The sequence below is a fragment of the Ilumatobacter sp. genome, from assembly GCF_030065885.1.
In the GTDB taxonomy this organism is placed as follows: Bacteria; Actinomycetota; Acidimicrobiia; order Acidimicrobiales; family Ilumatobacteraceae; genus Ilumatobacter.
The window spans coordinates 1-6,829 of record NZ_JASJCS010000174.1 but is presented as its reverse complement, the minus strand read 5'-3'; the positions used below and the strand labels follow the sequence as shown (position 1 = coordinate 6,829).

5 protein-coding genes are annotated in these 6,829 nt (G+C 68.3%); 3 read left to right on the top strand and 2 right to left on the bottom strand.

Annotated elements, in window-relative coordinates; translation table 11 throughout:
* On the bottom strand, window positions 1-246 hold a 246-nt coding region (locus tag QNJ12_RS22790; RefSeq protein ID WP_300626272.1), incomplete at its 3' end, for a hypothetical protein.
* 9 nt (window positions 247-255) lie between these two features.
* On the opposite strand from QNJ12_RS22790, the gene QNJ12_RS22785 reads away from it, so the two are divergent.
* Complete coding sequence (locus tag QNJ12_RS22785; RefSeq protein ID WP_300626271.1) at window positions 256-732, top strand: GatB/YqeY domain-containing protein; 477 nt, start codon at window positions 256-258, stop codon at window positions 730-732.
* Here QNJ12_RS22785 and QNJ12_RS22780 read toward each other — a convergent pair.
* Window positions 722-1,363 carry a hypothetical protein gene (locus tag QNJ12_RS22780; protein ID WP_300626269.1) on the bottom strand — a complete coding sequence of 214 codons (642 nt, stop codon included), beginning with the start codon at window positions 1,361-1,363 and terminating at the stop codon, window positions 722-724. The genes QNJ12_RS22785 and QNJ12_RS22780 overlap by 11 nt on opposite strands.
* 557 nt (window positions 1,364-1,920) lie before the next feature.
* Between QNJ12_RS22780 and gyrB the strand changes: the two genes are divergently transcribed.
* Both gyrB and gyrA read left to right on the top strand, forming a co-directional pair.
* A complete protein-coding gene (gyrB, locus tag QNJ12_RS22775; RefSeq protein WP_300626267.1) occupies window positions 1,921-3,879 on the top strand; it encodes a DNA topoisomerase (ATP-hydrolyzing) subunit B in 1,959 nt (652 codons plus the stop codon).
* A 115-nt stretch (window positions 3,880-3,994) separates the two neighbouring features.
* Window positions 3,995-6,472, top strand: coding sequence for a DNA gyrase subunit A (gyrA, locus tag QNJ12_RS22770; protein WP_300626264.1), 2,478 nt, complete (start codon window positions 3,995-3,997; stop codon window positions 6,470-6,472).
* The last annotated feature ends 357 nt before the right edge of the window (window positions 6,473-6,829 follow it).

Below are 6,829 nucleotides of genomic sequence, written 5' to 3'. Positions count from 1 at the left end.
GGGTGCGTCAGGCGCGACGGAGAGGGTCGGCAACGCCGGCTCTGCCGGGGCCGGTGCGGGCATGGCCGGGGCGTCCGGGGCCGGTGCGGCCGGCGCCGCGGGCGCCGCCATGTCGGGCGCCGGGAGCGCGGGCGCGGGCATCGCCTGGGGGTCGGGCAGGCTCGGGGGAGTCGAATCGTCGACGGCGATGTCGGTCATGTCACGTGCATCGGTACCCATGTCGTCGTGCTTGAGCGACTCCGCCATGATGGGTACATGTCCAGCGAGCAAGATTCCGTCAAGCGCCGTCTCCAGGCCGATCTGACCACCGCGATGAAGGCGCGCGACGAGATCACGACCTCGACGTTGCGCATGGTGCGGGCGGCCATCACCACGGCCGAGGTGGCCGGCGACGAAGCGGTCGAGCTCACCGACGAGCAGGTGGTCGCGGTGCTCCAGTCCGAGGCCAAGAAGCGCGCCGAGGCAGCCGACGTGTACGAGCAGAACGGTCGCGACGCGTCGGCCGCACGGGAGCGCGCCGAGCTCGAGGTCATCAGCCGCTACCTGCCTGCGGCGATGGACGACGACGAGCTCGGGGCGATCGTCGACGAGGGGATCGCCGCCGCAGCCGCGTCGGGAGCGGAGGGCGGACGTGCGATGGGTCAGGTCATCAAGGCCGTGCGCGAGCGGGCGGGGGCGGCCGCCGACGGTGCCCGCGTCGCGGCGATGGTCAAGACCCGACTCACCGGCTGACGCCGGTCGTCCCGTCCGAGCCGGCGGCGCCCATCGGCAGCGGCGGCTCGCTGGCGGCCGATGCGTCGGCGGGGGAGCGCGGCCCGCGGATCCGCGCCGCCATCAGCGTCGCCAGCACCGTGAGGACCAGCAGACAGAGCTCGACCAGTGCGACGACGCGCAGACCGCCGACGTCGCGCCGGTACAGCACGGTGTCGATCTGATGCAGCGACACGATCCGCACCGCTGCGAACCCGATGAGGCCCGCCATCGCGAACACGTGGACCAGGTAGCGGCGTCGCCGACGCGGCAGCCGCCAAATTGCGACCACCACTGCGACCAGACCGATGAGACCGAGGACGCCCACCGTCAGCGCTTGCAGGTCGCGCCGCGATTCGTACCAGCCATCCGTGGCGGCCTGCTCGCGACCGATCTGGCCGACCCGTTCGCCGAGTCCCCAGGCGCGCGCCGCACCCATCGCGACGAGCAGGCCGGCACTGAGGAACCAGTACGTCGGCCACCAGCCGGCATCGTGGGTGGCGAGCCAACGGCGTTCACGCCATCCCGCCCAGGCGGCCAGTGCGGCCAGCGCGGCGTATGCGCCGACCCGGAACCAGCTGGAGTCGAGGAGGTCGATCAGGGCGTCGGGCATGGTGCAGGGTCCGCGTCGGGGGCGTTGCCGCGATATCGGCCACCGGCGGCAGCGCCTTGACGGCGCGACCGTACCGGGCGTCACGGGTGATGGTCGGCACGAACTCGCCGGCAGCGGAGATCGCGTGTCGGCGGGCGGGCCTGCGTCGACGATCTCGGCGCCGGCGACGTGCGCTCGGCGGGGATCCACCGGTGCCGTCATCCACCTGGTGAGGTGCCGCTGCGATAGCATGGCCGAGGCGTTCGGCGGCGTCGGAAGGGCCGTGCCGGGCCGTCCGCGGGTGGTTGGAGAGTGGTTCGCGGGCGATTCGCAGCCCACCGGCCACGTGGCGATGAGCGAATTCTGCGCTGGTCGGCAGCGCAGCAACTCGGTTTCGTCGCCCCCGGGGCAAATCAGCGCCGAATGAGCCCAACTCTGTGGCAGCCCGCTGGTACAATCACACTCGTGCGATTTGGGGCTCAGTCGAACAGATGATCGAGACTCCGGCACTGATCGAACCCCGTTCCGATACCCCGGTTCCGCACCACTACTCCGAACCCACCACATCGAGGTGACGCGTGTCCGCTGACACTCAATCCAAACCCGGCGCCAGCTACGGCGCGAAGGACATCCAGGTCCTCGAGGGGCTCGACCCCGTCCGCAAGCGGCCCGGCATGTACATCGGCTCGACCGGCCTCGCCGGCCTCCACCACCTGATCTGGGAGGTCGTCGACAACTCGGTCGACGAGGCGATGGCCGGCTACTGCGACCGCATCAACATCACGCTCACCGCCGACGGCGGGTGCCGGGTCGACGACAACGGCCGCGGCATCCCGGTCGACCCGTACAAGTCGGGCCAGCACAAGGGCAAGAGCGCCGCCGAGGTCGTGCTCACCGTGCTGCACGCCGGCGGCAAGTTCGGTGGCGAGGGCTACAAGGTGTCCGGTGGCCTCCACGGCGTCGGCGTCAGCGTCGTCAACGCCCTCTCCGAGCGGCTCATCATCGAGGTCGACCGCGGCGGCAAGCACTACATGCAGGAGTACGCCAAGGGCGGCAAGCCACAGGGCAAGCTGAAGGCGGTCGGCGACACGCCCAAGCGCGGCCGCACGACCGGCACGAGCGTCACGTTCTGGCCCGATCCGACGATCTTCCAGGCCGAGGGCACCGAGTTCGTCGCCCGCACCGTCCTCGAGCGGCTGCAGACGATGGCGTTCCTCAACAAGGGCCTCGAGATCGTCTTCACCGACGAGCGCCCCGAGAAGGAACAGCAGGTCACCTACCAGTACAAGGGCGGCCTGGTCGACTTCGTGAAGCACCTCAACGCATCGAAGGACCCGCTGTTCTCGAAGGTCTGCAACTACGAGGACGAAGACGAGGACGGGCAGATGCTCGACATCGCCATCCAGTGGAACACCGGCTACCACGAGGGCATCCACGGCTACGCCAACGGCATCTCCACCATCGAGGGCGGCATGCACGTCGAGGGCTTCCGCACCGCGCTGACCTCGACGGTCAACAAGTACGCGCGTGAGAAGAACCTCCTGAAGGAGAAGGACCCCAACCTGACCGGTGAGGACATCCGTGAGGGTCTCACCGCGATCATCTCCGTGAAGCTGCGCGAGCCCCAGTTCGAGGGCCAGACCAAGGCCAAGCTCGGCAACGTGCCGATGCGGTCGTTCGTGCAGAAGGCCACCAACGAGCGGATGGGCGAGTGGCTGGCCGAGAACCCCACCGAGGCCAACAAGGTCGTCAAGAAGGGCCTCGCCGCCGCGCAGGCACGGGTCGCAGCGAAGAACGCCCGCAACGCGATCCGCCGCAAGACGGCGCTGTCCGGTGCGGGGATGCCCGACAAGCTCAAGGACTGCACGTCGAAGAACGCCGACGAGTCCGAGCTGTTCATCGTCGAGGGCGACTCGGCGGGTGGCACCGCGCTCGACGCCCGCGACCCCCGCACGCAGGCGATCCTCCCGATCCGCGGCAAGATCCTCAACGTCGAGCGCGCCCGCATCGACAAGATGATGAAGAACAACGAGATCCAGGCGCTGATCACGGCGATCGGCGCCGGGGTGGGCGAGGAGTTCGAGGTCGACAAGGCCCGCTACCACAAGATCATCGCCCTCTGTGATGCCGATGTCGACGGCAGCCACATCCGCACGCTGCTGCTGACGTTCTTCTTCCGCCAGATGCGCGACATGGTCGAGGCCGGCTACGTCTACATCGCCCAGCCGCCGCTGTACTCCACCGAGCTCGGCAAGGAGAAGGTGTACCTGAAGGACGAGATCGCCAAGGTGCGGTTCCTCGAGGAGCGCCCGAACCACAAGAAGGAGTTCGCACGGCTCAAGGGCCTCGGCGAGATGGACTGGGAGGAGCTCAAGTCCACCACGATGGATCCCGAGACCCGCACCTTGCTGCAGGTCACCGTCGAACAGGCCGCCGAGGCCGACTCGATCATGAGCGTGCTGATGGGCGACGACGTCGAGTCGCGCCGCAACTTCATCACCACCAACGCCCGCGATGTCCGCAACCTCGACTTCTGACGTTTCACGTTGTGTCAGACACAACGTGAACCGTCGCCCGAACCCCCGTCCCTTCGAGAACGTTTCAGGTTGTGTCTGACACAACCTGAAACGCCGACCCACCAGGAACTGAGTGATGTCTGACACACCCACACCCCCGATCGACGTCGACGGCGACGGGCCCGACGGCGACGACCCCATCCAGCCGATTCCGCTGCAGGAGGAGATGGAGAACTCCTTCCTCGACTACGCGATGTCGGTCATCATGTCGCGGGCGCTGCCCGACGTGCGCGACGGCCTCAAGCCGGTCCACCGCCGGATCATCTGGGACATGGAGACGCAGGGCTTCCGTCCTGACCGGCCGTTCGTCAAGTGCGCCCGCGTCAGCGGCGACACGATGGCCCGGTTCCACCCCCATGGTGACGGCGCGATCTACGACGCGTTGGTGCGCATGGCGCAGCCGTTCTCGCTGCGCCACCCGCTGATCGACTTCCACGGCAACTACGGCAGCCCCGACTTCGGTCCGGCCGCCTCGCGCTACACCGAGTGCCGCCTGCATCCGCTGGCGATGCAGCTCCTCGCCGACATCGACGAGGACACCGTCGACATGGTGCCGAACTACGACGGCACCACCGAGCAGCCCGAGGTGCTGCCGGCGCGGTTCCCGAACCTGTTGGTCAACGGCAGCCAGGGCATCGCGGTCGGCATGGCCACCAACATCCCGCCGCACAACCTCGGCGAGGTCATCGACGCAACCGTCCACCTGCTCGACGACCCCGACGGCACGTCGGTCGACGACCTGATGGAGCACGTCAAGGGGCCCGACTTCCCGACCGGCGCGCAGATCCTCGGCCGGGCGGGCATCATCGACGCCTACCGCACGGGCCGCGGCAGCGTGAAGATGCGCGCCAAGGCCTCCATCGAAGAGGGCAAGAACGGTCGGTTCGAGATCGTCGTCACCGAGCTGCCGTACCAGACGAGCGTCTCGTCGATCGCCGGCCGCATCGAGGAGCTCGTCACCAACGGCGACCTCGAGGGCATCGCCGACGTCAACGACGGGTCGGCGGGCGGCAAGACCAACCTGGTCGTGACGCTCAAGCGCGACGCGAACGCCAACGTCGTGCTCAACAACCTCTTCAAGATGACGCAGCTGCAGACGAGCTTCTCGATCAACATGGTGGCGCTCGTCGACGGGGTGCCGCGCACGCTCAACCTGCTGACGGCGCTCGAGGGCTATGTGGCGCACCAGATCGAGGTCGTCACCCGCCGGTCCGAGTACCGGCTGGCCAAGGCCCGCCGGCGCGAGCACATCCTCGAGGGCCGCATCAAGGCCCTCGACGTCATCGACGAGATCATCGCCCTCATCCGGGCCAGCGACGACGCCGCCGCGGCGAAGGCCGGGTTGATGGCCGAGCCCTACGAGTTCAGCGAGGCGCAGGCGGTCGACATCCTCGACATGCAGCTCCGCCAGCTGACGCGGCTGTCACGGATCGACCTCGAGTCCGAGCTCGACGACGTGCGCACCACCATCACCGAGCTCGAGGCGATCCTCGGTGACGACGCGCTGCTGCGCAACGTCATCAAGGACGAGCTGCTCGCGATCCGCGAGGAGTTCGCGACCGACCGCGTCTGCGAGATCACCTACGACGACGGCGAGATGTCGATCGAGGACCTGGTCGACGACAAAGAGCTCGTCATCGTCATGACCGAGGCGCAGTACGTCAAGTCGGTCACGGCGAGCGCGTTCAAGTCGCAGGGTCGCGGTGGTCGTGGTGTCAGCGGCGGCAAGCTGAAGGCCGACGACATCGTGCGCCACGTGATCTTCACCACCGCGCACGCCCACCTGCTGTTCTTCTCGAACCGGGGCAAGGTGTACCGGTTGCGGGCGCTCGACATCCCCGAGCGTGAGCGCACGGCGAAGGGCATGCCGATCGTCAACCTGCTGCCGCTGCAGCCCGACGAGCAGATCCAGGCCATCATCGACACCCGCGAGTTCGCCGGCGACCGCTACCTCTTCTTCGCCACCCGCAAGGGCACGGTCAAGAAGACCACGTTCGACGCCTACGACTCGAGCCGTCGCGACGGCATCATCGCCATCAACCTGAAGGACGGCGACGAGCTCGTCAAGGTCATCGAGACCACCGGCGACGACGACATCTTCATGGTCAGCAAGGGCGGCATGACGATCCGCTTCAACGAAGACGACGTGCGATCGATGGGTCGTGGCGCAGGCGGCGTGCGCGGCATGAAGCTGAAGAGCGACGACGACGCCGTGGTCTCGTGCGATGTCGCCCGCGACGACACTGCGATCCTGATCATGACCGAGGCCGGCTACGGCAAGCGCACCCAGCTCGACAAGTTCAACCGTCAGGGTCGCGGCGGCCAGGGCGTCCGAGGCATGAAGCTCACCGGCAAGAAGGGTGAGGTCGTCGCGGCGTTCATGGTCGGTCTCGACGACGAGATCGTCGCCGTCTCCTCGGGTGGCGTCACGATCCGCATGGACGTCCGGGAGATCTCGTCGCAGGGTCGTGACGCGACCGGCGTCCGGATCATGAACCTCGACGACGGCCAGACCGTCGCCTCGGTCGCACCGATCATCGCCGACGACTCCTGATCGGGCTCGCCGCGCATCGCTCGGCGCTGGCCCGCCCCGGCTGCGAACGCGCCCTGATCGGGCGGCGACCGACCGCGCTCGCCGCCGCAGCGGCGTCTGCGGCCCCGACGCTTCGGCGCTCGCCCGCCTCGGTCTGAGCACGCGGTCGGCGGCGCGTCGTGCGCTCGTCGCCTCGATTCCGTGGCAGTCATCCACCTCGCCGATCTCGCCGATCTCTCGCCCGTCTGTCCTGCCGTCCTCGTCGAAGCACGCGGTCTCGTCGGTAGCGTGTCGGGTGCGCCCGAGTAGGGCCGATCGCAGCACCGGCTGCCCGAAGCCGCGACGGGAAGGGGTCGGCTCGTGCGTGACCGTGGATCG